Annotated in this window: 24 protein-coding genes; 12 read left to right on the top strand and 12 right to left on the bottom strand. The window is 49.5% G+C overall.

Features of this window, described 5'->3' with window-relative positions:
- The first annotated feature begins 24 nt into the window (after nt 1–24).
- The 4 genes from HH215_RS15860 to lspA all read left to right on the top strand — a co-directional run bounded on the left by HH215_RS15860 (nt 25) and on the right by lspA (nt 3,907).
- Nucleotides 25–1,482, top strand: a complete 1,458-nt coding sequence (locus tag HH215_RS15860) for an ABC transporter substrate-binding protein (RefSeq protein ID WP_169280788.1) — start codon at nt 25–27, stop codon at nt 1,480–1,482.
- A gap of 72 nt (nt 1,483–1,554) precedes the next feature.
- A complete protein-coding gene (locus HH215_RS15855; RefSeq protein WP_169280787.1) occupies nt 1,555–2,460 on the top strand; it encodes a carbohydrate ABC transporter permease in 906 nt (301 codons plus the stop codon).
- Nucleotides 2,457–3,332, top strand: coding sequence for a carbohydrate ABC transporter permease (locus HH215_RS15850; RefSeq protein WP_310735600.1), 876 nt, complete (start codon nt 2,457–2,459; stop codon nt 3,330–3,332). The genes HH215_RS15855 and HH215_RS15850 overlap by 4 nt, the downstream gene beginning before the upstream one ends.
- A gap of 125 nt (nt 3,333–3,457) precedes the next feature.
- Nucleotides 3,458–3,907, top strand: coding sequence for a signal peptidase II (lspA, locus tag HH215_RS15845; RefSeq protein WP_169280786.1), 450 nt, complete (start codon nt 3,458–3,460; stop codon nt 3,905–3,907).
- Between the two features lie 8 nt (nt 3,908–3,915).
- Here the strand turns inward: lspA and HH215_RS15840 are convergent, their stop codons facing one another.
- Nucleotides 3,916–4,413 (bottom strand): DinB family protein, encoded by a 498-nt coding sequence (locus tag HH215_RS15840; RefSeq protein ID WP_169280785.1) that lies wholly within the window; start codon nt 4,411–4,413, stop codon nt 3,916–3,918.
- A 221-nt stretch (nt 4,414–4,634) separates the two neighbouring features.
- Here HH215_RS15840 and HH215_RS15835 point away from each other — a divergent pair, with 221 nt between their 5' ends.
- Together HH215_RS15835 and HH215_RS15830 are read left to right on the top strand one after the other, a co-directional pair.
- On the top strand, nt 4,635–5,639 hold the full coding sequence (locus HH215_RS15835) for a stalk domain-containing protein (RefSeq protein WP_169280784.1): 1,005 nt from the start codon (nt 4,635–4,637) through the stop codon (nt 5,637–5,639).
- A gap of 28 nt (nt 5,640–5,667) precedes the next feature.
- On the top strand, nt 5,668–6,258 hold the full coding sequence (locus HH215_RS15830; RefSeq protein ID WP_169280783.1) for a P-loop nucleotide/nucleoside kinase family protein: 591 nt from the start codon (nt 5,668–5,670) through the stop codon (nt 6,256–6,258).
- A 60-nt stretch (nt 6,259–6,318) separates the two neighbouring features.
- Here HH215_RS15830 and HH215_RS15825 read toward each other — a convergent pair whose 3' ends face one another.
- The 3 genes from HH215_RS15825 to HH215_RS15815 are packed head-to-tail and all read right to left on the bottom strand — an operon-like array spanning nt 6,319 to nt 9,811.
- A complete protein-coding gene (locus HH215_RS15825; RefSeq protein WP_169280782.1) occupies nt 6,319–7,905 on the bottom strand; it encodes a DUF3369 domain-containing protein in 1,587 nt (528 codons plus the stop codon).
- A 4-nt stretch (nt 7,906–7,909) separates the two neighbouring features.
- Nucleotides 7,910–9,406: a sensor histidine kinase gene (locus HH215_RS15820; RefSeq protein WP_169280781.1), complete on the bottom strand. Its 1,497-nt coding sequence runs from the start codon at nt 9,404–9,406 to the stop codon at nt 7,910–7,912.
- A 24-nt stretch (nt 9,407–9,430) separates the two neighbouring features.
- Nucleotides 9,431–9,811 carry a hypothetical protein gene (locus tag HH215_RS15815; protein WP_169280780.1) on the bottom strand — a complete coding sequence of 127 codons (381 nt, stop codon included), beginning with the start codon at nt 9,809–9,811 and terminating at the stop codon, nt 9,431–9,433.
- Nucleotides 9,812–10,005: 194 nt separating this feature from the next.
- On the opposite strand from HH215_RS15815, the gene HH215_RS15810 reads away from it, so the two are divergent.
- Nucleotides 10,006–10,224 carry a hypothetical protein gene (locus HH215_RS15810; RefSeq protein WP_169280779.1) on the top strand — a complete coding sequence of 73 codons (219 nt, stop codon included), beginning with the start codon at nt 10,006–10,008 and terminating at the stop codon, nt 10,222–10,224.
- 120 nt (nt 10,225–10,344) lie between these two features.
- On the top strand, nt 10,345–11,280 hold the full coding sequence (gene rnz, locus HH215_RS15805) for a ribonuclease Z (protein ID WP_169280778.1): 936 nt from the start codon (nt 10,345–10,347) through the stop codon (nt 11,278–11,280).
- Nucleotides 11,281–11,316: 36 nt separating this feature from the next.
- On the opposite strand, the gene HH215_RS15800 is transcribed toward rnz, so the two are convergent.
- Entirely contained in the window at nt 11,317–12,657 is a 1,341-nt protein-coding gene (locus tag HH215_RS15800; protein WP_169280777.1) for an FAD-dependent oxidoreductase, read from the bottom strand.
- A gap of 288 nt (nt 12,658–12,945) precedes the next feature.
- On the opposite strand from HH215_RS15800, the gene HH215_RS15795 reads away from it, so the two are divergent.
- The 4 genes from HH215_RS15795 (at nt 12,946) to HH215_RS15780 (ending at nt 18,494) form a co-directional block, all read left to right on the top strand.
- Nucleotides 12,946–14,496 (top strand): ArnT family glycosyltransferase, encoded by a 1,551-nt coding sequence (locus HH215_RS15795; RefSeq protein ID WP_169280776.1) that lies wholly within the window; start codon nt 12,946–12,948, stop codon nt 14,494–14,496.
- Between the two features lie 113 nt (nt 14,497–14,609).
- The gene (locus tag HH215_RS15790) at nt 14,610–16,202 is read left to right on the top strand and encodes a putative bifunctional diguanylate cyclase/phosphodiesterase (protein ID WP_169280775.1); all 1,593 of its coding nucleotides are present in this window, start codon (nt 14,610–14,612) and stop codon (nt 16,200–16,202) included.
- Between the two features lie 142 nt (nt 16,203–16,344).
- On the top strand, nt 16,345–17,541 hold the full coding sequence (locus HH215_RS15785) for an ROK family transcriptional regulator (RefSeq protein WP_169280774.1): 1,197 nt from the start codon (nt 16,345–16,347) through the stop codon (nt 17,539–17,541).
- Nucleotides 17,542–17,549: 8 nt separating this feature from the next.
- On the top strand, nt 17,550–18,494 hold the full coding sequence (locus tag HH215_RS15780) for an ROK family protein (RefSeq protein WP_169280773.1): 945 nt from the start codon (nt 17,550–17,552) through the stop codon (nt 18,492–18,494).
- Nucleotides 18,495–18,601: 107 nt separating this feature from the next.
- On the opposite strand, the gene HH215_RS15775 is transcribed toward HH215_RS15780, so the two are convergent.
- The 7 genes from HH215_RS15775 to HH215_RS15745 form a co-directional block, all read right to left on the bottom strand.
- Complete coding sequence (locus HH215_RS15775) at nt 18,602–19,771, bottom strand: murein hydrolase activator EnvC family protein (protein WP_169280772.1); 1,170 nt, start codon at nt 19,769–19,771, stop codon at nt 18,602–18,604.
- Nucleotides 19,772–20,021: 250 nt separating this feature from the next.
- The gene (locus tag HH215_RS15770; RefSeq protein ID WP_169280771.1) at nt 20,022–20,393 is read right to left on the bottom strand and encodes a LytTR family transcriptional regulator DNA-binding domain-containing protein; all 372 of its coding nucleotides are present in this window, start codon (nt 20,391–20,393) and stop codon (nt 20,022–20,024) included.
- 9 nt (nt 20,394–20,402) lie between these two features.
- A complete protein-coding gene (locus tag HH215_RS15765) occupies nt 20,403–20,531 on the bottom strand; it encodes a cyclic lactone autoinducer peptide (protein WP_169280770.1) in 129 nt (42 codons plus the stop codon).
- Nucleotides 20,532–20,545: 14 nt separating this feature from the next.
- Nucleotides 20,546–21,064, bottom strand: coding sequence for an accessory gene regulator B family protein (locus HH215_RS15760; RefSeq protein WP_169280769.1), 519 nt, complete (start codon nt 21,062–21,064; stop codon nt 20,546–20,548).
- On the bottom strand, nt 21,061–21,432 hold the full coding sequence (locus HH215_RS15755) for a hypothetical protein (protein WP_169280768.1): 372 nt from the start codon (nt 21,430–21,432) through the stop codon (nt 21,061–21,063). The genes HH215_RS15760 and HH215_RS15755 overlap by 4 nt, the downstream gene beginning before the upstream one ends.
- A 756-nt stretch (nt 21,433–22,188) precedes the next feature.
- On the bottom strand, nt 22,189–23,463 hold the full coding sequence (gene odhB / locus HH215_RS15750; RefSeq protein WP_169280767.1) for a 2-oxoglutarate dehydrogenase complex dihydrolipoyllysine-residue succinyltransferase: 1,275 nt from the start codon (nt 23,461–23,463) through the stop codon (nt 22,189–22,191).
- A gap of 6 nt (nt 23,464–23,469) precedes the next feature.
- Nucleotides 23,470–26,367 (bottom strand): 2-oxoglutarate dehydrogenase E1 component, encoded by a 2,898-nt coding sequence (locus HH215_RS15745; RefSeq protein WP_169280766.1) that lies wholly within the window; start codon nt 26,365–26,367, stop codon nt 23,470–23,472.
- Nucleotides 26,368–26,551 lie beyond the last annotated feature (184 nt).

Below are 26,551 nucleotides of genomic sequence, written 5' to 3'. Positions count from 1 at the left end.
AGTCGAGAGGGGATAAGGTTAAAAATGAAACGGAGAAAAAGTTTGCTAATCAGCGCGCTGGCGCTCATGATCCTGTTGTTGGCAGGTTGCGGTAGCGGAAATAACGAACCGTCCGCTTCGAGCGAGGTTTCGCCATCGGCGACTTCTTCCGATCCTGCCGCGGAGGGAAGCTCGGCGGAGCCGTCGCCATCGCCGGCGAACGCGGATCCGGTCAGCATCGTCGCTTATGCGTTCCCTGCGGATAAGACCGAGGAAAACGCGACCTTGGACGCGAAGATCAAACGGTTCGAAGCCAAAAATCCGAACGTAACGATAACGCCGAAATACTGGAAGTACGAAAATACGGAAATCGCGATCAAGATGGCATCGAACAGCGCCCAAACGGAATTCACGACGTGGGCGACGGAAGGCAAACTGTTATCTAGCAAAAAATGGATCATCGATTTGACCGATCATCTCGCCAACTGGCCGTATGCGAAAGATCTGAACGAATTCGCGTTGGCGCCCTACGTCATCGAAGGCAAAACATACGGCATTCCGATCGATGCTTACGGAATGACGATTACGATCAACAAGAAGCTGTTCGAAGCGAAAGGGGTTCCGTTGCCTCCGCTCGACTGGACATGGGACGAATTGATCGAAGCCGCGAAAGCCGTTAACGATCCGGCCAAGGGCATCGCGGGTTTCATCCCGATGGGCAAAGGAACCGAAGCCGGATGGAACTGGACGAACTTCCTCTATTCGGCCGGAGGGGAGGTTCAGACCGTCGCGGACGGCAAAGTAACGGCGGCCTTCAACTCCGAAGCGGGGCTCCAAGCGTTACAGTTCTATAAGGATCTGAAGGACGCGAACGTCATTCCGAAAAACTGGGCATTGGGTTACGGAGACGCTCTAACGCTGTTTAACCAAGGACGCGGAGCGATGGTCATGTGCGGAAGCGGCAACGCGCTCGACGGAGCGATCAATCAAGGCGGCATCAACAAGGACGACGTGCTGCTCTATCCGATTCCTTCCGTGACGAAGGGCGGCAAGCATGTCGGAGTGGCCGGCGGCAATTATAAGGTCATCAACGGATTGGCTACGAAGGAACAACAGAAAGCCGCATTCGATTTCGTCGTCGATGAATATTTCACCGATGCGTACCTGGATTCGATCGATGCGCAAATTACTTCGCAGAAAGCGAAAAATCAAGTCTATGTTCCGCAACTGATCAACTATTGGAACGACAGCTCGGAATACGGCAAGAAATACGAAGAGATCTTAGCGAAGCACGACAACGTCTATCAATATTCCCCGGAGCTCAGCAAGCTGATGGAATCCAAACCTGAAGCGACCTATGAGACTCAAGCCTACTACGGCGAGATGGCAAACGCGATCCAGAAGGTGTTCACGAGCAAAGGCGATCTGGATCTGCAGAAAATTCTCGACGATACGGCAGCCAAGCTTCAGAAGGGCTCCTTCGACAAAGTGAAAATCGAATAGCAACGAGGGAAAACGAGAAGGGTCTATACGGAAGCCCGTATAGACCCTGATCCATAGACGGGGAGTGGGAAGATGGAGCTGCAATTGGATTCTCCGATCGGAAAACCGGTAAAGCCTAGGCGCAAGCCGTGGTATTTCTGGGGATTGCTCTTCCTGGTGCCGGAGATCGTTATTTTTTTTATCTTCTTATGGATGCCGATTATTAAGGGAGTGTCTTACAGCTTCTATAATGTAGATTTCGTTAGCGGAAATGCCTTCGTCGGATGGCAAAATTACGATGAAGTTCTAAGCAATCCGGATTTCTACACGGCTATCCAAAATACGCTCGTTTATATGGGATTGGCTCTATTGATCGGGTTCTGGGTACCGATCGCGATGGCGATAGCCGTGTCCGAACTGAAATGGTTTCAGGGACCCGCCAGGGTCATCGGTTATCTGCCCAGCATTATTCCGGCCATCGTGCTGTACGGGATGTGGCAATGGTTCTACGATCCGGTAGGTCCTATCAATTCGTTCTTGAATTTCTTGGGATTGCCTAGCTTTGATTTCTATAGCAAAGAGCATGCCGTATTTTCGCTGATCATCTTGGAGACGTGGCAGAACTTCGGTAGCGCGACGTTGATCTACATTGCCGGACTAGCCGCCATCCCGAAGGATCTGTACGAGGCGTCGGAGCTGGACGGAGCGGGCGTGTGGGCCAGAATCCGGTACGTGACGCTTCCCAGCTTGAAAAACTTGATCGTGCTGCTAGCCGTTCTGCAGTTGATCGCAACGTCTCAAGCGTTCCAATCGCAGCTGCTCATGTTCGGCGGAGGACCCGATAACGCGACGTTAACGTATCTTCTTCTTACGACGAGAGAGGCATTCACTTTCTTTAATTTCGGGAAAGCAAGCGCGATGGGAGTGCTTATGTTCGTCGTCTTGGTCATCTTCTCGATCTTGACGATCAAGTTTCGCAAGGGAGGCGACGAAGCTTGAAGGCAGCCCATGAACGAGCGATCATGTCGCGCTACGATTTTCGCAAATTCGGCGTAAAAGTCGTGTACGCCGCGATGGTTGCGTGCATTGCACTGATCTCGCTATCGATGTTGTATCCGTTCGTCAATACGTTCTTGAATTCGCTGAAATCGACGGAAGAATTTTTCGCTTTTCCCGCCCCTTTCTTTCCGAGCGAATGGTTATGGGGGAATTATCGGGAATCGTTAACCTATCTGAACATCGGCTTGCACTTCAAGAATACGATCTTGATTTTCGCTGGGAATACGTTCTTCTCGCTGATCTTCATGGGACTCGCCGCATTCAGCCTATCGCACTTAAGGGTGCCTGCTAAGAAATGGATCACTCTGTACTTCATGACGACGTTGCTGATCCCATCGGCGTCTTATCTGATTCCGAACTTCTTGAACCTCAAGGAGTTGGGGCTGTTAAACAGCTATTGGGCTTTCTGGCTCCCTGCCTGCGCGAACGCGTTCTACTTGCTTCTTCTGAAAAATTTTTTCGACGGCATCCACAAAGAGCTGTTCGAATCGGCGAGAATGGACGGAGCTTCCGAATGGCGTTGTTTTATCGGCATTGCCGTTCCGCTGTCCGCGCCGATTCTGATGACTCTCGTATTATTGGGATTTTCGACGGCCTGGAACGACTTCTATTGGTCTAGCTTGGTCATGCAGGAAGATAAGCTGCCGCTTGCCGCGGCGATCTATACGAAGATTATTTATCCGGGTTCGACGATTAATTGGAACGTACGGTTCGCGATACTGAGCATGACGCTATTACCCCCGTTAATGGTGTTTCTCTTTTTCCAGAGGTATATTATTAGAGGGTTAAGCCTTGGCGCGGTGAAGGGATAGGAATATATAGAGAGACAACGTCCTGTTCTCGGCGGCAAAAAGCATCCTTTCGCAGGATGCTTTTTTTGCCGTCGAGTCGAGATGAGCTATACTGGAGGGACAACCGGCAAGGGAGTTGGAGCTTCATGTTGTTCTATGTCATTGCGTTGTTCGTCGTCTTGGTTGATCAGATGACGAAAATACTCGTTCGTATCCACATTGAAGTCGGAGAGTACGCGACGCTTTGGGGAATCCGGTTTACGCATTACGAGAATAGCGGCATGGCCAGCAGCCTATTCCAAGGTTACGGGAGACTGTTCGGCGTGTTAGCGGTTCTATTCGTCATCGGAGTCGTCTATTATCGGCGTTCTGGCCAAGCGAAAGGCGCACTTATCGGTATAAGCTTGGGTTTTCTCGTGGGAGGCGCCGTAGGGAACGGGGTGGATCGCCTATTGTTCGGCCAAGTGACCGATTTTATCATCCGCTCGGGAGGCATTCTTAACGTGGCGGATCATGCGATAGAAGTCGGCGTGTTGCTGTTCCTCGTAAACGGCTTTGCCGGCTGGTTGAAAAATCGAAAACGGGTCGACCCTTAAACGTCGTATTAGCTAAGCGCTTTGAGATTTTTGATTTGCTCGATATGTCTTTGCTCGTGTAAATATAACAGTTCGATCCATTGATCCAGAGGCAATTCATCGAACCGAGGATTATACACGGTTATTTCCTTCAAAATGGAGGGGTCTTCGATCTTGTCGAGAACGCCCAAGAACTTATTTCTCGAGTCGCTTAATAGTTCGATGATCCGTGGAACTTGAAAAGGGCCCGAACCGGGTTCTGATATTTTAGGCGCCGAATACTTCGTGGACATATCCGATACGACTTGAATCGGTTTTCGTTCCGTTCGCGACGAAGTTCCTTGGTCAAGCCCATTTAAAATCGCTTTTCCGAACAAAGTTTCCGTTTTCCACAAATGATGACAGATTTGAGCGATACTCCAACGGCTCGTCTCGAATGTACGATTGAATTCATCGTCGCTTAGGGATGAAATCTCGTTCAACAATCGCTCTCTAGTTGTCAGAAGATTTTTCGCAAAGTCATCCATCTGATCTCCTCCGTTAGCTAATGGTGATTTCCAATCAAATTATATAATAAGATACTAAGACTTGATACTAATATTTGCGATTCGCCAAACGGACGACACGTGAGATTTCGTTCCTGCGCCGCCATTTGCAATCGGACTTGCGGGAAAAGTCCTGTCGATTAAAGGGATTTTCGCTCACAGGAGCGAATAGATAGGCAAAAGCACCCGAAAGGTCGGACAAAATGCGAAAACAAAACATACTGATCACTTTGGGATTATGCGTTGTACTTAGCCTGCCATCACAGATCTATGCTTCTGAGTCCAAATCCTTATATGCAACCCAGATCGTCCTGAACGATAATCTCGTCGAGTTCCCGAAAACTCTTCCGGCCGTCGTAAACAACGGACGAGTGTTCGTTCCCGTCCGGTTCGTCGAGCATCCGCAAATTCAGGGTCAGTTTCTAATCGCGGAAGAGCAGGGTACCCGATCCGTTTCCATTTATCGCGACGATGTGAACATCGGCTTCGTGCTCGGTCAGGGGACATTCCGGTACCGTCAGATGAGCGGAGAAAGGGAAACCTCCCATACGGGCGATCTCGAAGGAGCCGTTCCGTTCCTGCAAGGAGAAGAAGCTATGATTCCGCTGCGTCCTTTCGCGGAAGCGCTCGGAATCGAAGTAAAATGGGATAACCGGACCAAATCCGCGCTAGTGATTACAGGGGAGAAGTACCGCAGCGAATTGGAATCGCCGGAGGAATGGGCGGAATGGGTTGGCGAATATCCGGTCGAATGGGATGAAGAGGCCGCTAAGGCGATTACGGAAGAGGAACTGAAGGCCTATATCGCCGAACGTAAACTCCCGATCGTCGATTATAAGCTCGTTTCCAAATACGAGGCCGTCGTTCTGGAGGTTAGAGAGGACGAAGCCAGCACATACTCCATTCAACGATTGCGCAACGGGAAGCTTGGGCAGGAAAATATGATGATCTCCGTCGGAGAGGACAAGGAAGGCATATCGTTCAAGAGATCGCATGGATATATGAGCGTCGTCATTTACGATAAAGCTAAGGGACATCGAATAACTTCATGCGTCATCTCTGTGTCTAACAAGGGAGAGACGAAGAAGCTGAAGTTCGATATCGGGGACCAAAGAGGTTATCTGTTGCCTCTAAGCAAAGGCATTACTTCGGGGTTGATTAACTTGTACGGCGAGGACGGATTCGTTTACGAGGAAATTTTCTGGTAACGATCAGGAATGACGGGAGAAAACTCGAATGCCGAAATTGGTATTTTTCATAGGAGGAGCCGGCGGGGGAAAGACGACGTTGGCTAAGCGGGTAGCGGGCAAGCGCGGAGCCGCGGTACTCGACATGGATACGCTGCTGCGTCCGGCGGCGGAAGCGATAATGACGTTAGCCGGGTTAGATCCTCAGGATCGGGATTCCCCGGAATATAAGTGTTTGTGCCGGGATCTGGGCTATCGGATCACGATGGATGCCGCGCTCGAGAACGCGGCGATCGGGACGGATGTTTTCGTAATCGGTCCATTCACGAAGGAGAGCGAAGATCCGAATTGGATTCGGCAGCAGTTGCATCGAATCGGTGATTCCTCTGATCCCGTAGAGGTTAAGGTCGTCGTCGTTCATCTTGCGAGTATAGACGATTATCGTGATCGAATCGGGATGAGAGCGACGGAGCTGGATCGTTGGAAGCTCGAGCATTGGGATGAATTCAGTCGTTCGTTAGCGGTGAGGTTGCCGAAGTGGGAACTTCCCGCGAACAGCGTATTGATGTTCGACAACACGGGACCGCTGAACGAAGATCGGTTGGCGGTCATCGAACGGTTCTTGTACACGGCTCAGTAAATCAGTCGAATATGAAAAGGAGAGTCCCGTCGACCGGGACTCTCCTTTTCGGTTGAAGGTTCAGGTTAAAGCTTCAGGTTCGCTTTGGTAATTAGCGGCGTCCGTATACTGATCTCTGATCTTAAGAATTCCCGGAAGATTATCGAAGAAAATCGACACGAGGCGGGGGTCGAAATGCTGTCCGCTCTCTTGTCTGAAATAATCCAGTATCTCTTCGAGCGGCCAAGCCTTCTTATAGACTCTTTCGCTTCCAAGAGCGTCGAATACGTCGGCCAATGCGGCGATTCTTCCGTAAATATGGATGTTCTCCCCCGACAATCCGTTCGGGTAGCCTTGTCCGTTGAACTTCTCGTGATGTTGATGGGCGATAATGGCCGCGGTCTTAATAATCTCGCGGTTCGAATGGTTAAGCATCGCATAGCCATGGATGGTATGGTTCTTGATCGTTTCGAATTCTTCGGATGTGAGCTTGCCCGGTTTATTCAAGATCGCATCGGGTACGGCGACTTTGCCGACGTCGTGCATGGAAGAGGCCAGCCTGACGATTTCGGCTTCTTCCTCGGGCATCCCGTATTTGAGTGCGAGCAGCTTGGAATATTCCGCGACTCTCTTCACGTGGTACCCGGTTTCTTTGGAACGGGTTTCGGCGATCTCGCCCAACGTAAAAATGATTTCCTTCTGGGTGTTCTCGACTTCCTCGTTCAGATAGATGTTCTCGAAAGCGACGGATACGTTAGAGCAATAGATTTCGATCAAATACCGGTTCCATTCGTTTAATTTGACGGAGCCTTCGAAATAGATGACGTTCTCGCTCCCCGTCTTGCTTTCGAAATACCAAGTAAAGTGGTCGTCGAAGAAATCTCCTTTTTTTTCCCGGAACGTATTTTCGATACTTCTCAGGACGTGCTCGGGAACGACTTCTTCGACTCTAACGTTCTCATCCGGGCAATAATCGCCCGTCGCCGCCAGAATATATATGGCTTCCTGGCCTTTGGAAACGGCATAGCTATTGCAATGAAGCGCGTTCTTGTTCAAATTCATGATCGAGGTCAATTGAGTTAGAACGCCGGAAGCGAATTTTCTCATCGATTTTAATTCGAATAAATCGGCGGACGAATTAATGATCTTTTCCAAGCCGATCTTGTTGTTCTCGATGACCATAATATCCCTGAAGGAACGCAACGCCGACATGATCGTCGTGAACAGCTTCTGCGAAGTTAACTCGGTTTTCTCTTTATAGTCGTTAATATCGTAGTTCGTGATGACGATCTTCTCCGGAGCTTGTCCGGGCTGTCCCGTACGCAAAATAATTCGAACCCAATGGTACTTTAACTGCTCGCGTATGTATTTAACGATTCTTAATCCCGAGTCGTCCTGATCCATAACGACGTCGAGCAGAATGATGGCCGTATCCGGATTGTCCTTAATCACTTGGAGCGCTTCCGTTTCGTTATATGCGCTAATGAACTCCAACGATTTGCCATCGAACTCGAAGTCGCTCAACACCATGCGGGTAACGTTATGGACTTCCGTTTCATCGTCCACGATAATGACTTTCCAACGTTCTTTGACATATCCGGCTCCGGCGATATTTTCTTGTTCATCCTCTGCAAAGATAAGGAAATCGTCTTGTTGATTGCGATCCATTATGTCATCCCTCGTTCATCATTGGAATTTGGATAATAAAATGCGTACCTTCGCCTACGGTGCTCTCGCATCTAATCGTTCCGTACAAAGACTGCGTGACTAGATTGTAGACGATATGCATGCCTAGTCCGGTACCGCCGCCGCCCCGGTTCGTCGTGAAGAAAGGATTGAAAATTTGATCGACGATTTCCTGGGACATGCCTTTTCCGTCGTCCGAATAGTGCAATGTAAGCTCGTTGAGATGAGAGGTCACGTCGATCTGGATATGGCCTACGTCTTCCTGCGAGTAAGCGTGGATAATCGAATTCATGATTAAGTTAGTGATGATTTGCGAGATTGCGCCGGGATCGCTGAATAGCAAGAGCTCTTCCTTGCCGGTTAGCGAAACCCGATGTTTCGTTTTCTTCAGATTAGGTTGAAGACTAATAAGGACTTCCTGGATATATTCCTTCATCATGAACCTGCGCTTGGTATCGATAGAACGGTCCACGGCGACTTGCTTGAAGCTTCGTATGAGCTCAGAAGCACGGAATAGATTACTTTGGATCATCCCAGTCGTCTCCCGAACGGTCTTGAGATAGTCTTCGAGGTCCGACCGTTTCATTTTGCCGTCTTGGAACAGGGCTAGGAAAGCTTTGGACTTCTCGTCCATGTACGAGGCCGCCGTAACGCCGATTCCGATCGGCGTGTTGATCTCATGCGATACCCCGGCAACCAGATTGCCTAGCGCGACCATCTTCTCGGATTCCACGAGCTGCTTCTGCGCGAGCTGGAGCTCTTTGTATCGGCCTTCCAGATTATGAACCATTTCGTTGAAGGCTGAGGCAACCTCGTTAATCTCCTGGCTGGAGTCGAGGACGATCTCCTTGTAGGCAGAGCCTTTTTTCACGGAGATGGCGGCTTCCCGAATTTTCAATAACGGACGGATCAGCAATTTGCGGATGATAAGGGACAATGCGAACAACAGGAGCACGGATATCGATAGTCCGACGCCGATGATGAATTGGATTCGGTCTTGAATCAACTCCCTGCTTTCGGAAGTGTTCACGAGCAATTCGATGGCCCCGATGGTCACGCCGTCTTCCTTAAGCGGTGCCGTAAGCTTGTCTTTGGGAATGCCGTCGTCATCGTGACGGATGCGATCGACGAGCGTTTTTTCAAGCTCGAGCGCATGCAGCAGTCCTGGCGGGGCGGGTTGACCGATCAAATTGCGGTCCGTCGAGGCCAGAACTTCGTCTTCTCCGTACAGGGTAAGCTGCAATACGTTGCCGTCTTTGTACTGGATATAGTCGAATATTTGCTGGACGTCTTGTATGGAGTGGGATTCTTCATATCTGCCGTTGATGGCCGTCGTCATCCCGTCCAATTGGCTTACGTAGGTTTCTTCGACGGATTTCTGCAGGCTGTAGGAATCGAACCAGACGATAACGGACATCAAGAGGACGGTTACGGTGGTGACGAGAATGATAATTCGACTTTGCAGGCTTAGTTTTCTGTGCATGACGTTTCTCCTGTATTAAGGAAGTTATTGAATATCGAAGTCGTAGGTTTCAGTCACGTCATACGGGGTGTGATCATTGTTGTGCAAGGATACTTTTAATTTATGCTTGCCGGAGGTAAGATCGGAGAACACGTGTTGACCCTCCGTAACGCTGATTTTATTTTGGTCGTCCAAATACATATGGATATGTCCTTCTCCTGCTTTGCGTCCCTTGCCATAGTGCTCCGGCGAGATCGTCATGTCCGTGTCCACGGTTACGGTAACCTGATTTCCAGTGACGTTCAGTTTGACATCCAACGTCGGTTTATGGGCTGCGTGCGCATTATCGCTGGAGTTTGATTTCGAGCCATTGCCGCAGGCCGTCAAAATAAGACAGCAAACGAGTAACAAACCTATAAATCTCATCGCTTACACCCCGCAAGTATAATTGCTATCTACTCTATTATAAGGATTATTGTCCAATTGTGTTGGAATTTCTTTCCGATCGATCGGGAGAATCTCTCGGATCGAACGATGGGAAATGGGGAATAGATTTAGATGATGATGAAAGGGCTTCGATGTTGTAAAATAGACAAGTAAAACGGATATGGGGTGATCAAATGAGCGACAATCATACAAATCGCGTCGACCCTAACGTCGACGCGGACCAATCGAAGAAGCCGAGTCAGGCAGACGCGATCAAACGTATTCTGGAGAGAAAAAAACAGGCGCAGCAGCAAGCGAACGGGCGACAAGGCAATCACTCGACGGATGGCAAGAAAATGAAAACTCAGATTCACAAGGTGCAAAATAATCAAAAGCGGCGTACCGGGGTTTAATCGCTTCCGGTTCATTTTCCGCAGCTTGCTGCGAGAAGTGGCATGATGTGCCGGTGGGTGAGTTGCATAGATTAAAGAGCACGCACATGGCACAAGCTATACCCGTGAGGGGGGAAGGAAATGGAGCTTTGGTTCTTAGGAACAAGCGCCGGCATGCCTATTTCGGGTAGGAACGTGACGTCCATCGCGCTGCGCATGCCGCAGGATAGGGGAACGTTCTGGTTGTTCGATTGCGGGGAAGGGACTCAGCATCAGTTGTTGAGCACGCCTTTCCGATTAAGCCGCTTAGAGAAGCTGTTCATTACTCACCTTCACGGCGATCATCTCTTCGGACTTCCGGGTATATTAAGCAGCAGGGCGTCGCTAGGCGGAACCGAACCGTTGGAGCTGTACGGACCGCCGGGACTGCGCGAGTTTACCGAAACCGCGTTGCGGATTTCCGAAACTCATTTGGGGTATCCTTTGCACATTCGTGAAATCGAGGAAGGAACGGTGTTCGAGGATGGGGCTTTCAGCGTAGAAGCAGCCCTATTGGATCACCGGATCGATAGCTTCGGATACAGAGTCGTCGAGCTTCCTAGAGTCGGAGCCCTCAATACTCGGTTGCTTGCCGAGTTGGGCGTTCCTTCAGGTCCCGCTTACGGCAGGCTGAAATCGGGCGAAGACGTGGTATTGGAAGACGGGCGGACGGTTCGCTCATCGAATGTGGTCGGCCATCCGATAGCCGGTCGCGTCGTCGTGGTATTGGGGGATACGAAGCCATGCCCCAATGCCGTGAAGCTGGCGCAAGGCGCGGATCTGTTGGTTCACGAGGCGACGTTCGCGCATGATCTCGCCGATAAAGCCGATGAATACGGTCACGCCACCTCGGTGCAGGCTGCGGAAACCGCGCGGGATGCGGAGGTTGGACGGCTGATCCTTACGCACTTCAGCTCCCGCTACAAACCGGAGGATCTGGCGGTCTTGGAAGCGGAAGCGAGAAATACGTTCCTGGCCACGGATGCGGCTATTGAATTAACGCCTTACTTGATTCCGAGATCATCCTTGTCGGAATAACTCCGGGTAGAACATGAAGCCGGGAATCCGGTTGGATCAACCGACCGTCGAATAGGCTTGCAAACCCGCTTGGTTCAGCAAGTTCCAAGGTTTGTTGTAATGAGGTTGGAAGAAGAAGTCGACGAATCCGAGCTCGTCCATCGTCATGTTGTTCTGGATACATACCGATAGGGTGTTGATCGATTGCGTCAGATCCGCTTTCGATAGAACCTGCGCGCCGACGATTCTTCCGCTTTCTTCTTCGTAAACGACCTTCAACAACGCTTTTTCATGCGTAGGCATGAAATCCGGACGGTAGTCGTCGTTTATTGTGATTTCTTTCACATTCATTCCCGCGTCAAGAGCGGCTTGTTCCGTCATCCCCGTCGATGCGATATTATAGTCGAAAATCTTAATTCCCGAAGTGCCTTGCGTTCCTAGGTACTTAATCGTTGGTTTAATCAAATTGCGGGCAACGAGCGTTCCCATCCGGACGGCGTTCGTGGCCAGAGGAATGTAAGCGTGTTTGCCGGTCGGGTTAAACCGGATCGCGCAGCTATCGCCGGCGGCATATACATCCGGACAACTCGTGCGCATGTATTCATCAACGAGGATAGCGCCGTTAGGGAGCATTTCCACTTGATCTTGCAGCAAAGCCGTATTAGGGCGGAATCCGATGCAAAGAATAACAAGATCGGCTTCGTATTGACCGGCGGTCGTCGTGACTTTATGAACCTGATTATTTTCTCCGGTAAATGCTGTAACGCACTGTCCGAGCGCTAACTCGACTCCCCGTGTTTTTAACTCGGTTTCCACCAGATCCGTAAAGGGCTCATCCAAATACTTGAACAGTACGCGCGGCGTATTATCGATCAAAGTAACCTGTTTGCCTAATTGCTCGAAAGCTTCCACAAGCTCGATTCCGATATATCCGGCGCCTACGACGACGATCTTTCTTGCGCTTTCGGCTTTTTGAATGATGGTCTGGGCATGCGCGTAATTTTTGCATAGTAAAATGTTGTCCAACCCGATGCCTTCCATTTGCGGAATAATCGGCCACGAGCCCGTTGTCACTACCAACTTGTCATAAGTGTCAATGTTGGTTTCTCTGGTTACGAGGTTGCGTACTCTTACGGTTTTTCGATCCGTATTGATGCTGAGGACGTCATGGCGCATTTTTGTGTTGATGCCGAGTCTTTTCAATTGTTCAGGGTTCGAATAGAAAAGCTGCTCCGCATTATTAACGACGCCCCCGACATGAAGCGCAATGCCGCACGATAGGAAAGATACGTTATCATTACGCTCGTATACGGTAATATCGGCATCAGGGTAAAGCTTAGCCATTTGGGTAACGGTAGCCGTTCCGGCATGGGTGCAACCAATAACGATGATTTTCATAGAGGGTTCCTCCTAGATAGTATTGTGATTTATTTCACATAATAAGGTGCGGAGCAGCATCGATACCAAGCACCAAACACCAAGCACCAAGAACCAAGCACCAAACACCAAACACCAAACCGATAATGTGATTTAATTCACATTCTTTCGATGTCCCTATCATAATCTTATTGCTCTGCCATTTCAATAGGCATTTTATTTTGTCACAATATCGTTTCATTCCTGAAATTTATCCAACTTGCGAAAAGCTATAATGGATGAGGAGCGAGGAGGAGGAGTACAAAACATATGAACGATCACGGACAACGAAGTCATCCCGTACCCTTAAACGCAATGAGAATTTTGATGTGGTCTGGCCTTTTGTTCTTTATATCCATAGTCATAATCGCTCTTCTCGATAGAATAAGAGTAACGGGTTCGATCACCGCCACTGTAGGATTTACGCTTAGCGCGGTTATTGGGTACGGGGTGATCTCACGCTGGCTTAACCGTCCGATTTCCCGGGGGATTTACGCTGTTGTTTTGATTGTTATCGCGCTGGGTTCCCGGGTTGCATGGGTTCTATCCGTGGACACCCAGCCCGTGTCGGACTTTAAGGTGATGTACGATTATGCGATTAAGGCTGCCGACGGGGATTTTTCATTCAGTAAAATGGATTATTATATCCGATGGGTTTACCAACTGGGCTACACTTTATATGAAGGATTAATTGTGCGGATTTTCGGAGCTTCATTAGTTCCGCTTAAGCTATTTAACGCATTGTTCGAGACGCTGACCGTATGGATCGTGTACCGTATGGCGGCAAGCCTATTCGGGGAAACGAGCGGGCGAATAGCCGGACTTATGTATGCGACTTACATTCCTAATATCATTATGAGCTCGGTACTAACGAACCAGCATCTATCGACGTTGTTATTCGCGGCAGGTTGCTGCATCGCCGTGACGCATAGAGGAAGAAACGGAATATCGGGCTCGATGGCGGTCGCCTTGTGCTTTGCTCTAGGGTCGGTTTTCCGTCCTATGGGCTCCTTTTATGTTGGTATATTTTTGTTGTTCGTCGTTTTGTTCGAATCGATGAAAGCGGGAAGATGGCAGCAACGAGTCGGCACGATTGTCAAAAAAGGCGCGAGTTTCATCGCTGTATATATCGTCGTACAACAGCTCGTTAGCTATTCCTTGATCGCTGCCGGTATAACGGAATTAAAGCTAAACTCGAACCAGGAACCCTACTGGAAATTCATGGTGGGGTTAAATGCGGAATCGGGAGGACAATGGAACGATAAAGATGCTCGGTACGTAGTGAATTATCCTTTGGGTCCCGAACGGAATGAAGTGGAGTTAGCGATCCTAAAGGAACGGCTAAACGATCCGGTTGAAGTTGCTGCGCTTTTCCTGGAAAAATGGTCCATAATGTGGGCAGGCACGGATGATTCGGTGAATTGGAGCTTAGGAGCGATCGAAAATACGTACGATTGGCAATTGAAGCTAGTTGCGGTCGAAAGAAGTCAATATGCGGCGTATGCTCTCTTCGGATGGTTTTCGATAATCATGCTATTGTTTCACCAATGGAAAAGCACTCGTTCCGGAGGCGCGGGAACACTCCTATCGACTTGGCGAATATCGGCTATATCGTTTCCAATATTACTTTTACTAGCCTATTCGGCGCTTCATTTGATCATTGAAATTCAAACTCGTTATCGATTGGATGTCCTTCCTTTCTTTATTGTAATAGCTAGCTTTGGCTGTACATCTCTTGCCGTATCTTCACGGAAATGGAAGCTCACTCGAAGAAAAAGGACCTCGCATACCGAGTCGCCTTCGAATACGGTTTCTTCCTAATAGTAGGAGTTTGATCGAGCGTGAAGGATTCCCTTGTTTTATGGAGAATTGTGTTACTAAAGGTCGTCGCGGAGAACACAGCCCGTGCATCTCAACGCAGGGGAGGCCGAGCCATGAGGGAGCAAGTTCAATACCAAGATCGGAAGCCGAATCATTCAACAAAGTTGCAGGCCGGCTTGCCGTTCGCGGCATCGTTAAGAATATCATTGGTATATTTGATCTGCGGAGCATTGTGGATCTTGTTCTCGGATCAGGCTTTGAATGCCCTTGTGCCGAACAAAGAGCTGTTTGCCCGTTTTAGCTTAATCAAGGGTTGGTTTTATATCGGAATGACGGCTTTGCTGCTATTCTATCTGATTTATCGGACCACCTTCCGCATGAGCGTGACGGAACGTAAGCTCCAACATCAATACTCGCAATTGCTGCAAAGCCGGGAAGAGCTTCGCCAGGTTGCTTTTCGCGATCAACTCACCGGACTTTCGAATCGACTGGCTTTGTATGAGAACTTGCGAATATTAAAGGACGTATCTCTGTTTTACATTGATTTGGATGATTTCAAATACGTCAATGACACGCTGGGGCATGCATTCGGCGACCGGCTAATTAAGGAAATCTCTGCTCGGTTAACCGACTGGCTTAATCCCGCAGAGCAGCTTTACCGGCTTGGAGGCGACGAGTGGGTCGTCGTGACCCGACAATCCAAGGATCGATTGCAGGTGAGGGTCGAGATGCTGATGGATTTGTTCGAGAGCTCTTTCGCGGTTGGCGAACACAGGATGCATATGACATGCAGCGTGGGGATCTCGCATTTTCCGACGCATGGCCGTACGCTGGATCAATTGCTGAAGAACGCGGATATCGCCCTTTACCAGGTGAAGCGGAACAGAAAAAATAGCTTCGCTTTCTACGAGGACGCTTTAAGCGTTCCTCTTCAACATAGGGCGGAAATGGAACGTCTTCTTCGCTTCGCTATGGATAACGGGGAGTTCGTGCTTCACTATCAGCCGCAGATTCACCTAGGCAGCTCCGACGCGGCGGGGTTCGAAGCTTTAATCCGATGGAACAGTCCCGAACTCGGCTTCATTCCGCCCGATCAATTCATTAAGATCGCCGAGGAAACGCATCTGATCGTTCCGATCGGGGAATGGGTTCTCCGTACGGCTTGCGAATTCATCAAGACCGTCCATGAGGCCGGTCACCTTGCGCCGATCGTCTCCGTGAACGTGTCCGTCGTCCAATTGCTGGGGCATCGTTACGTCGAAACGGTCATGAATGTTTTGCGCGAAACGGGATTGGATCCGCGTTACTTGGAACTCGAGGTGACGGAATCAATGGTCATCGAATCTTTGGATCAGATTGCGGACAAGCTCTCCCGACTGAAAGAGCACGGCGTGAACATCGCATTGGACGACTTCGGCAGAGGGTTCTCGTCGCTTAGTCATCTTATGAAGCTTCCGATTACGACGCTTAAGATCGACAAGAGCTTCATCGAGCAAATTCCGGACAACATGGATCACCAACCGTTAACCGGACTCGTCATCCGATTGGCCCAGGGATTGGGAATCAAGGTGGTGGCGGAAGGCGTTGAAACGTACGCGCAGTTGGACTATTTGAAGAAATACGAATGCGATTGCATCCAAGGTTACTTGTTCAGCAAGCCGCTCCCTGCTAAACAAGCCAGAGATTGGATAAAGACGGTGAGTTGAGAGCGGACGGAATTTAATTCGGTTTTGCCAGGTTAAGCGAGAGAAATAGGGTTGGCGGAATTAATTAAGTCCAGTGAATTAAATAATTCGATTTTATGATAAACTGTGTAGAATGAAGTTCGGTTAGGAGGGTAGGTGGGCTTTGCGCATAAAGGGAAACTTGCAGTTAATGAAGGAAATTAATACGGCGATGATCATGAATTTGCTTCATAGATCGGGGAGAATCACCCGGGCCGAGCTCACAAAGATGACAAAACTTAGCGCTACGACGGTTTCCGTCCTTATAGAACAATTAATGGCAAAGAACTTCGTAGAAGAAGTCGGCGAGAAGCCGTCATCCGGAGCGGGAAGAAGAGCGATATCTCTGCAGATCAACAAAAACGGCGGATACGTCATCGGAATCTCGATAGGGAATCAATCGTTAATCTGCGCAGTGATGAACCTTCACGGGCAATGCATTACCGAGATGAAGACTACGATAGCGATCGGCAACGATTCCTTGGCTGAACAGATCAACGCCGCGCTGAAAGATTGCATGAACCAGGTTGAATCCTTAAATGCAGAGTTGATTATGGGGATCGGGATATCGACTCCGGGAATTATCGACGAGAACGAAGAGACCGTCCTCTATTCCAGCTTCTTGAAGCTTTCGAATTTCAACCTGAGAAAACAAATTTCGGAAGTGTTCCCGAACGTTCCCGTCAGAATCGTTAACGATTCCAACGCGGCCGCTTTCGCCGAGCATTATTTCGGAGCAGGCAAAGATAAGAGCAGTCTGCTCTATCTAACGATCAACGAAGGCATCGGAGCGGGAATTATCCTGAATTCGCAAATTCATTCGGGATATAACGGAGCGGCGGGCGAAATCGGTCATATTCCGGTCGATCCTAACGGGAAAATCTGTAATTGCGGTCAAATCGGTTGCGTGGAAACGGTTCTCACCAGCCCGTTCATTCTGAACAAATGCCAATTCCTCGCCAAGGAACAAGGTTTGGCGATCCCTGAATCTTTCGACGAGGTTATCGCTCGCTACGAAGAGGGCGAGAGTTGGTTGGAACCGGTATTCGACCATATCATTAGCGTGACAAGGTTAACGATCGCAAGCACGGTTAATTTCATCAGTCCCGAGGTCGTCGTTCTTGAAGGCTGGATGAATCGTTCCGCCAAACTTACGGAGAAGCTGAGAGCGGCGCTTGAAAGCTTTCCGTTTCCGTTCAAGTTTACGAGAGAGAGGGTTCTGCAAGCTTCCTTCGGCGAGAAAGGGGCTTTGTACGGCTCGGCTACGTTAATGCTTCAAAAAATATTCAGCGCATCCGTTCTGGATTCACATGGAGGTTAGTTCTAGTTATGAATAACAAAGTTTATGCAGGCATCGATTTAGGCGGCACTAAAATTCTAGCGGTCATATTGAACGAGCAAGGAGAAATCCTAAAGAAATCGGAAACGAGCACGAACGCGCACGAGGGCTCCGAACCCGTTATTCGGAGAATGATCGAATTGATTAAATCCTGTTTGGAGCCGTCCCAACAGCTCGCAAGCATCGGCGTTGCGACCGCGGGTACGTTAAATGCGGAAGAAGGAATCGTCGCTTATGCTTCGAACCTGGGCTGGAATCAAGTTCCGCTAGGTAAACTGTTGGGGCAGGAGTTCGGAGTTCCCGTGAATTTGGAAAATGACGCGAATGCGGCGGCATACGGAGAATGGGCGGTAGGAGCCGGACGGGGAACGAAAAACTGCGTCTACGTCACGGTGTCCACCGGCATCGGAGCGGGATTGATCAGCGCGGGCAAGCTAATCCGCGGCAGAGATTCAAGCGCAGGGGAGCTTGGTCATATTACGATCGATTTGAATGGCCCTCGCTGTCTCTGCGGCAATGTCGGATGTTTGGAATTGTACGCTTCGGGAACGGCGATCGGAAGGCGGGCACAGCAACTCGTAGCCGAGTTCCCGGAGAAGGCCGCTCTTCTAACGGAGAAGGCCGGCGGAAATCCGATTACGTCCCGTCACGTCGCGGAAGCGGCTGCGCTCGGAGACGAGCTTTCCGTCGGAGTGTTGCGCGATGCGGGACAGGCGCTGGGCAATGGATTGGTGAGTCTCATTCATATGATGAATCCGGAGGTCATCGTGCTCGGGGGCGGGGCTTCCAGCATCGGCGCTCCGTTGTTAGAACCGATGAACGAGGCGATTGCCGATCGCGGTATCGGCTCGATGAGATCGAACGTGAAGATCGTTAGTCCGCTTCTAGGCAAAGAAGCAGGAGCGATCGGGGCAGCTCTGCTAGTAGCCGATTGAAGAATCATGCGCGAATACGAAATCCCGTTCCGCGATATGCGCGGAACGGGATTTTTGCTTGTAAGGACGTTGTAAGCCGGAATGCAAATATCGGACGAATGTGCCCCCTACTTCAAATAAGGCTCGGGGTTAACCCGTTCATAATCTTTGCGAACCTCGAAGTGCAGATGATTGCCGGTCGAGACGCCGGTGGAGCCTACGAGTCCGATTTTCTCGCCTCTTTTGACGGTCTCGCCTTCCTTCACGTGAATAGCGCTTAAATGACCATATAGAGTCGATAAGTTGCCTCCATGATCGATAACGATCGCATTGCCGTAATCATTCATCCAGCGAGCTCCGAGAACGACTCCCGATTCTGCGGCATAAACAGCCGTTCCCTTAGGAGCAGCCATATCCAAGCCTCCATGAAGCTTACTTTTCCCGGTGATGGGATGAATGCGATAACCGAATGGGGAGGACAGGCGATAATCGTCTTTCAACGGCATGCCTAATTTGCCGCCCTTATAATAGTTCTTGATCCGATTTTTTTTCGCCTCAAGGGCCGAAGCCTTCTTTACGAATTCCGTCAGCTGTTTCTCGGCTTCTTCGCTGATTTCTTCCAGGCTTTCGATCTTCTTGTCAAGGTTAGCGATCATGACTTCTTTATCCAATTCTTGCTGCTGCAGCTCGGCCTTTTGGGTTTGCAGCCGAGCGTAGAGTGCTTTCACATTGTTTAACTCTTGTCCTCTTTGTTCCTTTTTCTGCGCGACCGACTCCGAATAGTTTTGATGCTCCTGCGCAATGTTGCGGTCTTGCGCCGCGATCGATTCCACCGTGTTGAAGCGATCTAGGAAATCAGAAAAGCTTGCGGAGCTAAACAGAACGTCCAAATAGGAAACAGGTCCCGCGGTGTAAGCCATGCGAATTCTGGAGTCCATCAGTTCTTTGCGATTATTTAACTGCTTAATAGCTTCTTCCAGCTCTTCTCCCGTACGGAGCAACTTTTCTTCCGCTATTGCTATGTTTGATTGCGTCGTATCCAGTTTCTGCTGAATCTGATCGATTCGTCCGATAATGGCTTCTAAATCTTCTTTGGAAGCTTGCTTTTTGCCGGTTAATTCTTGGACGCTTTTCTTTGCGTATCTCTGCTGATGTTGTGCCCTATCCATATCTTCTTTGAGGCTTTTCAGTTCATTGTCGATTTTCTCGATATCGGATAAAGCTTGTCCATGGTAAGGATGAGTAATTAGTCCGACTGCCAAGAACATGGCTACCAACAGTAATAATTTCCGTTTCACGAAAGCTCTCCTTTTCCATGGTGATCTTATCGACATTTTGCCTTATTTTAACCCTTTTGTCGACCTTTTCCTCGTAAAACAAGCATAAACGTTCTTCGCCGTCCTTAGGGATGGCGGGGGAACGTTTATGTCGGAGACATATCAGAAGAGTATAGAAAATCATTTATACTTTCTGATATGTGAAGAAAAGCTCTTCGCCGAGTAGGCGGAGAACTTTTAACGATTGGATTGTTAATATTAAAGGATCGCTCTATTTCGAGCGATCCTTTAATATTTTCGCGGCTTTCCTGTAATTGCTTTCCGAGAAGATCACATATTTGGCCGTACCCTCGAAGTAACCTCTGTACTGAAAAAACTCGGTTTTCTCGATATGGCTAATTCGTCGATAATCTGCGACCTGCGCACGATCGGTTTTCTCGAAATGGAATCCCGAGTTGTTGAGGTTATCGACAAGCAAGCTTAGATTGCTCCCTAACGTGAAGTAATACATTTCTGTTGCGGTATGGACTTGAATAACGGCCTCGTAGAAGTGGATATATAGAATGGAGTCCAATGGCAATGACACGATGCCTGTTGCACCTTTAGGGTCTCGGCTTACAGGGAGCTCCTTTATCCATTCCATAAGCTCCTCCTACTGCAATTCTTCAGGTAGTTCAGGGTCGTACATACCTAACTGGCAAGCAAAGGAAGCTTGTGCAAAGGCAACGATTCCTAAAATAGAAGAAAGCGCGAACAATGACATTAGCTTGATTTTTTTCATGTTCTTTCACCTCCTCATCTTCTGAAGTGTATAAGAGTTAAAGCTTGCAGGAAAAATGCTATGGCGAGAACGGGAGACATGACCAGTAAATTTACGGTGATAATCGCCCCTCCTACAAGCTTGATAATCTGTTGTTGCTTGATGATGGCGCGTTTTCCTTGCGGAGCAAATACGAGACATAGCAGAAGACTTCCTAGAGTTAGAGCAAGTGTAGCGGATGTCGATTGAATATTTTGGGCGAGCATCGGTATTGTGTTAAAGCCAATAATTGTCGTTATAATGCAAGCAGTAGGCGATTTGAAATGGTGACCGCCTGTTACAAATCGTAACAGGGGAAAAGCGACTATTACAGTGAGAACTTGTAACGCTTGTTCGAGTAAGAGACCCAAAAATAATGAAATGATAATTATTGTTGTATTCGTAACAATCGTTTCGATCGCATATCTCTGGACAGGAAGACTGATCGGATGATGAGGATTGGCCGCGTGAATTTTAAGCGCTAAGTTGTCTGCTAACTTACGGCTCCAATTCATTTTAGGTTGTCCTCCTTCTCCAATTTCTGACTCAGAATAAGCAGTACTGAAAGAGTAGCACCGACAGCAATCGTCAAGGTTAGGTTGTTAACTAGAAGAAATCGAAAGATAAGGGCAATCAATAAGACTTCTAGCAGGACTAGCCAGAGGTGCTTCCACCGCCACGAAGGAAAATCATAGGTGAACCCGAAACCGCGATAATAATAGAAGAAGGAAAAGGGGAATGCAATGGCAGCTGTTAGAACTTGTCCTAATACCAAGTACGATAGACTGCCTTGGACGGTCGCCATTTCCACTCCGAAAGCATCATAGAGCAGAAATACGATCATTTGAACGGTACCGACGAGAGCGTAACCCGTTATCATCATAACGGACGCCCATAAAATCCGAATTTTACTGACGAATTTAATAAACAGGGTGTAGGAAATAAGATAAGTTACAGGCACGATAATGGTAAATTCATTAATGACTGTTATATCTCTTGTCGAATAAGAGAATGTAGCTAAGAGGACGCTGAGAATTAATTTTTTTCCGATAAACTCTTTGAAAGGGAACCGAAACATCATATAGCTAGCCGAAATCGTACAAAACGCTTCAAGAGTATAAATGAGTATGTAGATGAGAGACTCCAACCAGCTACGCTCCCCTCAGCATTTATTTACTTAATTATACATAATTTTCTTGAAGTATACGAGAGTGGAAAAAAATTAATAGATAGGGGAGCATAACGCCCTCCAAGAGAGTTGCTTTCTAACGGAACCCATCGACGTTATTTTGACGAAAACGGGCGTATTCAAATTGTAACGGAACTAGGAGCCTTTATTTATGCTCATGTGACTTGTTTTCGTTGGAAAATACTTGAATAAGAGCGCTCATTTCCGTTAGAATTCGAAAAGTAACTTTTTAAGCAGAATAAGAGCTGTGGGCTCCGTTAGACTGAAACTATCGAAGTGAGCAGCCTGAACAATGTGCGATTCCTAATGCGATTGGATTGCCTTAGAGCATATCGCTAATCGGTGGATTAACCGTAATTTTGCGAACGCGCAAAAAACCCCCATATCCCTGCTAGCACACAGAGGTGCAGACAGTGAGATAGGGGGCGTTTTCACTTCTTCTATAGGATATTAACCTTCGAGAAGCAGCGTTTCCGGATCTTCGAGCATTTCCTTGATTTTGACGAGGAATTGCACGGCTTCCGCTCCGTCCACGATTCTGTGGTCGTAGGAGAGGGCGATGTACATCATCGGACGGTTTTCCATGCGCTCGGCATCGATCGCGACCGGACGAAGTTGGATCTTGTGCATGCCTAGGATACCGACTTGAGGCGCGTTCAGGATCGGCGTCGACAGCAAGGAGCCGAATACGCCGCCGTTCGTGATCGTGAACGTTCCGCCTTGCAGCTCGGACAATTCCAGCGTATTGTTGCGGGCTTTGCCGGCGAGTTGAACGATCGTGCGCTCGATTTCGGCGAAACCGAGACGGTCGGCTTCGCGGAGAACCGGAACGACCAAACCTTCTTTAGCGGAAACGGCGATGCCGATGTCGTAGTATTTTTTGACGATAATATCTTCGCCGTTGATTTCAGCGTTCAAGTGCGGGAATGCTTTCAACGCGCCTACGACCGCTTTGGTGAAGAAGGACATAAAGCCCAATCCGACTTCGTGTTTCTCCTTGAAGGAGTCTTTGCGGCGTTTACGAATCTCGAGAATGGCGGACATGTCGACTTCGTTAAAAGTCGTGAGCATGGCAGCTGTTTGCTGCGCTTCGACCAACCGTTTGGCAATGGTCAAGCGACGGCGGGACATCCGTTTGCGCTCTTCCGGTTTGTTCGAGTTGGAAGTCGGCTTGTCGACGGCCGGTGCTTTCGCTGCCGCCGCTTGCGGCGCGGGTGCAGGTGCGCCAGCAGACGCAGTACCCGCCGAAGCGACATCGTTCGCATGGATACGACCGATCGGATCGCGCGCAGGCAACGTATTCAGGTCGATGCCTTTCTCGCGTGCGAGCTTTCTTGCTGCCGGAGTGGCCAGCGTGGAAGAGCTATCGTTTCCGCCGGAAGCTACCGCCGGTTGTGCCGGAGCAGCAACTGGCGCAGCAGGAGCTGGGGCCGCTGCCGGGGCGCTAGCTTGCACAGGTGCAGGAGCAGCTGCCGGAGCCGTTGCTTGGCCGGCCGCGCCGATTTTACCGACGGATTCGCCGATTTTTACCGTATCGCCTTCGCCTGCAAGAATCTCGGAGATCACGCCGTCTTGCTCGGCGCTTATTTCCAAGTTTACTTTATCCGTTTCAAGCTCCAGTAAGAGGTCGCCTTGTTTGACGCTGTCTCCGACTTTGACGATCCATTTGGAAATCGTTCCTTCCGTAATGGATTCGCCCATCGCTGGTACTATAATGTCATGCATTGCTGTTTACCTCCCGGATTTAACTGCGGATTTCTTTTTCTGAACCAAGGTTTGATTAATAATAAACTGCTGCTCGAAAGCGTGAATTTGTTGGTAGCCGCTCGCCGGGCTGGAACGTTTCGGACGTCCGTTATAGCTGACCGTCGTCTTGGAAGTTTCGACGATGTCGCGAATACGCGGTTCGATATAGCTCCACGCGCCCATGTTTCTCGGTTCTTCTTGAACCCACAGAACTTCGGTCAAGTTCGGATAACGGTCCACGATCGCTTTGAGCTCATGTTTCGGGAACGGATAGAGCTGCTCGACGCGGACGATATGCAACCAATCGCGGTTAACGTCCGCCGATTTGTTCAGTTCTTCCGCCAAGTCGATCGCGACTTTACCGGTACACAATACAAGTCTTTCCACGCGGGCCGGATTCAGACCCAGTCCAGGCTGTTCGACGACGGTTTGGAAAGAACCTTCGCTAAGCAGATTAGCCGGAGACGCGACGAGCGGGTTGCGGATCATGCTCTTAGGCGCCATCACGATAAGCGGACGAGCGTCTTTCGTATTCATGATCGATGCTTGACGGCGAAGCAGGTGGAAATATTGGGCGGCGCTGGACAAATACGCGACGGTCCAGTTAGCCTCGCCGGACATCTGAAGGAACCGTTCCATCCGCGCGCTGGAGTGCTCGGGTCCTTGACCCTCGTATCCATGCGGCAACAGCATGACCAATCCGGAACGTTGCGACCATTTGGATTGACCCGCGGAAATAAATTGATCGATGATCACTTGCGCGGCATTCATGAAATCGCCGAATTGCGCTTCCCAGATAACCATCGTTTCGGGAGCATAAACATTGTAGCCGTATTCCAATCCAAGCACGCCGGCTTCGGATAATGGACTGTTATGAATCGCGAAGGAAGCATTCGCTTCCGGGAGCGAATGAAGCGGGCAGAAAGTATCGCCCGTCTCGGAATCGTGAAGAACGAGGTTCCGGTGAGCGAAAGTCGCTCTTTCCACGTCTTGTCCGCTCAGCCTCATCGGCGTTCCGTCCGCAAGTATCGTAGCGAACGCCAACGTCTCGGCATGGCTCCAATCGACTTTCTCGCCGTCGTTAAGCGCATCGGCCCGACGCTCGAGAATACGTTGCAGCTTTCCGTAGACTTTGAACGTTTCCGGCCACTTGAGCAAGCCCTTATTGATGCTGCGAAGCTTATCCATCGGAACGGACGTTGCCGGCTTGGCTTCGCTTGGGTTAAAGGCAGTCGGCTGCGATTGGTGGACGGAGTCTTTGTGCTCCTGACCTTTGACTTGATCGTAAGCCGTCTTCAGCTTGTTCTGTACGTCGCGCTTGATCTGTTCAGCGGCATCTTCCGACAAGTGCCCTTCTTTGATCAGTTTGTCCGCATAAAGACGGCTGACCGTGGAATGAGCTCTTACTTTTTTGTAAATCAGCGGTTGCGTCGTTTCCGGATCGTCCGTTTCGTTGTGGCCGTAACGGCGGTAGCCGACCAGATCGATCAAGAAATCCTTCTTGAATAAAGTGCGATATTCGCTGGCCATACGAGCAGCCGCGATGACGGCTTCCGGTTCGTCCGCGTTAACGTGGACGATCGGGATTTCGAAGCCTTTAGCTAGATCGCTCGCGTAGTGAGTGGAGCGGGAATCATGGCTCTCCGTCGTAAAACCGATCCGGTTGTTGGCAATAATATGAATCGTTCCGCCGCTCGTGTAACCGCGCAGATTGTTGAAGTTAAGCGTCTCGGCAACGATGCCTTCGCCTGAGAACGCCGCATCGCCGTGAATAACGATGGACGCGGCCAAATCGAGATTTTGCACCGGGTAACCCGGCTTGCTGCGATCTTCTTGCGCCGCTCGGGCATACCCGCCGACAACCGGGTTCACGTACTCGAGATGGCTCGGGTTGTTCGCCAACGTAATACGCGTTTCCGCCGTCTCGCCGGATTGAATGGAACGGTTTGCGCCCAAATGGTATTTCACGTCTCCGGTCCAGCCGTAATTAATGCCGATCGAACCTTCCGACGGGATGAGATTTTTGTTAGGCGAGTGATGGAATTCCGAGAATATATTGCCGTAAGGCTTGCCCAGTACGTGGGCGAGCACGTTCAAACGACCGCGATGAGCCATGCCGATAGCAATGTGGCGCGCTCCGTCGTTCGTAAGCTCGTGAACGATTTCGTCCGCAAGCGGAATAAGCGCTTCGACCCCTTCGGCGGAAAAACGTTTCTGTCCGACGAAAGTGCGCTGTAGGAAATCTTCGAATTGTTCGGCTTCAAGCAATTTTCTAAGTAAAGCTTCGCGTTCGGAACTCAACAGCTTAGTGGAAGGAATGACGGCTTCCGCGCGTTGGTTCAGCCATTTGCGTTCCGCTTCGGCATGGACGTGTCCGAATTCGAAAGCGATCGGGCCCGTATAGACCTCGCGCAGCTTCTGAGCGGCTTCCCACGCATTGTTCAGCGCATAAGGAGCGTCTTCCCAGATACAGTCGGGAGGCAGTTGTTTGAGATCATCTTCATTTAATCCGTAAGTGCTTGGCTCGATCATCTCAGAGCTTGCTTTGAAGCTAAGGCCGAGCGGATCGATGTCCGCGGCAAGATGACCGAAAGCGCGTATATTCCAAGCCAATTGGCCTGCAGCGATAGCTTTCTTAAGCAAACTAGCGTCGGTTACAGCCGACGTTCCGCGCGTTTGCGGTTGTTCGACGGAGGATTTCTGAGCAACGGTGCCCTCTTCAATGCGAGGAGGAGCGCCATATTGGGCGAATAACTCGCGGTATTGCGGGCTAACCGCATCGGCGTTCTGTAAGTAAATATCGTACTGTTCTTGGATGTAGCCTAGATTAGGACCGAAAAACTGCTGCCATAACCCTTGCATTTTTTCATTGTGATCTGACATTGTGCATCCCTCTGCATTCATGTTAGTCAAAACATCGGCGCCAAGTTGAAGCCGTACGCACCTGTTTCCATTCTAATGCATTTCTTTGTTCGGAAATAGTCATTATTATGCATTGGAATGATCTACTTAATAGATCGATTTCCATTTGCCCTCAATAAAGGATAGATTGCGCCAATTGAGCTCT

Source organism: Cohnella herbarum (genome assembly GCF_012849095.1).
Taxonomy (GTDB): Bacteria; Bacillota; Bacilli; order Paenibacillales; family Paenibacillaceae; genus Cohnella; species Cohnella herbarum.
The sequence above is the reverse complement of the archived record's forward strand: the minus strand, read 5'-3'. Positions and strand labels throughout refer to the sequence as shown.

Excerpts from the sequence above, each read along its gene's own strand:
- HH215_RS15780 (WP_169280773.1), top strand. The coding sequence starts at position 17,550 with ATGAATAACAAAGTTTATGCAGGCATCGATTTAGGCGGCACTAAAATT.
- HH215_RS15765 (WP_169280770.1), bottom strand. The coding sequence starts at position 20,531 with ATGAAAAAAATCAAGCTAATGTCATTGTTCGCGCTTTCTTCTATTTTA.
- HH215_RS15815 (WP_169280780.1), bottom strand. The coding sequence starts at position 9,811 with ATGAGATTTATAGGTTTGTTACTCGTTTGCTGTCTTATTTTGACGGCC.
- odhB (WP_169280767.1), bottom strand. The coding sequence starts at position 23,463 with ATGCATGACATTATAGTACCAGCGATGGGCGAATCCATTACGGAAGGA.
- HH215_RS15840 (WP_169280785.1), bottom strand. The coding sequence starts at position 4,413 with ATGGATGACTTTGCGAAAAATCTTCTGACAACTAGAGAGCGATTGTTG.
- HH215_RS15855 (WP_169280787.1), top strand. The coding sequence starts at position 1,555 with ATGGAGCTGCAATTGGATTCTCCGATCGGAAAACCGGTAAAGCCTAGG.
- HH215_RS15790 (WP_169280775.1), top strand. The coding sequence starts at position 14,610 with ATGAGGGAGCAAGTTCAATACCAAGATCGGAAGCCGAATCATTCAACA.
- HH215_RS15835 (WP_169280784.1), top strand. The coding sequence starts at position 4,635 with ATGCGAAAACAAAACATACTGATCACTTTGGGATTATGCGTTGTACTT.
- HH215_RS15795 (WP_169280776.1), top strand. The coding sequence starts at position 12,946 with ATGAACGATCACGGACAACGAAGTCATCCCGTACCCTTAAACGCAATG.
- HH215_RS15825 (WP_169280782.1), bottom strand. The coding sequence starts at position 7,905 with ATGGATCGCAATCAACAAGACGATTTCCTTATCTTTGCAGAGGATGAA.
- HH215_RS15830 (WP_169280783.1), top strand. The coding sequence starts at position 5,668 with ATGCCGAAATTGGTATTTTTCATAGGAGGAGCCGGCGGGGGAAAGACG.
- HH215_RS15755 (WP_169280768.1), bottom strand. The coding sequence starts at position 21,432 with ATGATGATAACGGGTTACGCTCTCGTCGGTACCGTTCAAATGATCGTA.
- HH215_RS15800 (WP_169280777.1), bottom strand. The coding sequence starts at position 12,657 with ATGAAAATCATCGTTATTGGTTGCACCCATGCCGGAACGGCTACCGTT.
- HH215_RS15770 (WP_169280771.1), bottom strand. The coding sequence starts at position 20,393 with ATGGAATGGATAAAGGAGCTCCCTGTAAGCCGAGACCCTAAAGGTGCA.
- lspA (WP_169280786.1), top strand. The coding sequence starts at position 3,458 with ATGTTGTTCTATGTCATTGCGTTGTTCGTCGTCTTGGTTGATCAGATG.
- HH215_RS15760 (WP_169280769.1), bottom strand. The coding sequence starts at position 21,064 with ATGAATTGGAGCCGTAAGTTAGCAGACAACTTAGCGCTTAAAATTCAC.
- rnz (WP_169280778.1), top strand. The coding sequence starts at position 10,345 with ATGGAGCTTTGGTTCTTAGGAACAAGCGCCGGCATGCCTATTTCGGGT.
- HH215_RS15810 (WP_169280779.1), top strand. The coding sequence starts at position 10,006 with ATGAGCGACAATCATACAAATCGCGTCGACCCTAACGTCGACGCGGAC.
- HH215_RS15860 (WP_169280788.1), top strand. The coding sequence starts at position 25 with ATGAAACGGAGAAAAAGTTTGCTAATCAGCGCGCTGGCGCTCATGATC.
- HH215_RS15745 (WP_169280766.1), bottom strand. The coding sequence starts at position 26,367 with ATGTCAGATCACAATGAAAAAATGCAAGGGTTATGGCAGCAGTTTTTC.
- HH215_RS15820 (WP_169280781.1), bottom strand. The coding sequence starts at position 9,406 with ATGCACAGAAAACTAAGCCTGCAAAGTCGAATTATCATTCTCGTCACC.